At 39.5% G+C, this 702-nt stretch carries 2 protein-coding genes; both read left to right on the top strand.

What is annotated here, in order from left to right:
* On the top strand, positions 1–223 hold a 223-nt coding region (locus DS885_RS09435; RefSeq protein ID WP_441344262.1), incomplete at its 5' end, for an ABC transporter permease subunit.
* A gap of 34 nt (positions 224–257) precedes the next feature.
* A partial coding sequence (locus DS885_RS09430; protein ID WP_147232346.1) for a substrate-binding domain-containing protein occupies positions 258–702 on the top strand: 445 nt, incomplete at its 3' end.

Raw genomic sequence — 702 nt, 5'->3', positions numbered from 1 at the left:
AGCAGGTATGGGTTATGAACTTGATGCAATAGCAGCCGTAGTCGTTGGTGGTACTAGCTTGGCAGGCGGTCGTGGTTACATTATGGGAACCCTGATAGGGGCCTTAATTATTGGTGTGTTGAATAATGCACTCAACTTATTGGATGTATCTTCATACTTCCAAATGATAGTAAAAGCAGCGGTCATTTTATTAGCCGTATTAGTAGATAACAAACAGAAATAAACTTTAAATTTTTAAACTAAAAAAGGAAAGTCCAATGAAAAAGTTAACAACATTAATTTCAGCGGCAGTGATATCAGCAACATTCAATGCAGGTGCGATCGCACAAGATACGATTGCAATGGTCGTTTCAACGTTGAATAACCCTTTCTTTGTGTCAATGAAAGAGGGCGCTGAGAAAAAAGCAGATGCACTAGGTTATAAAATAATTGTACTGGATTCACAAAATGATCCGAGTAAAGAGTTAGCAAATGTAGAAGATCTATTAGTACGTGGTGTTAAAGCGATTCTGATTAATCCTACAGACTCTGATGCAGTATCAAATGCTGTGCGTTTAGCTAATCGTGCTGCGGTGCCAGTATTAACACTGGACCGAGCAGCAAATAATGGCGATGTAGTCAGTCATATTGCGTCAGACAATGTCGCTGGTGGTGAGATGGCGGGTAAGTTTATTCGTGAAAAAATAGGTGACAATGCAAAAG

The organism is Psychromonas sp. B3M02, assembly GCF_003318165.1.
In the GTDB taxonomy this organism is placed as follows: Bacteria; Pseudomonadota; Gammaproteobacteria; order Enterobacterales; family Psychromonadaceae; genus Psychromonas.
The sequence above is the reverse complement of the archived record's forward strand: the minus strand, read 5'-3'. Positions and strand labels throughout refer to the sequence as shown.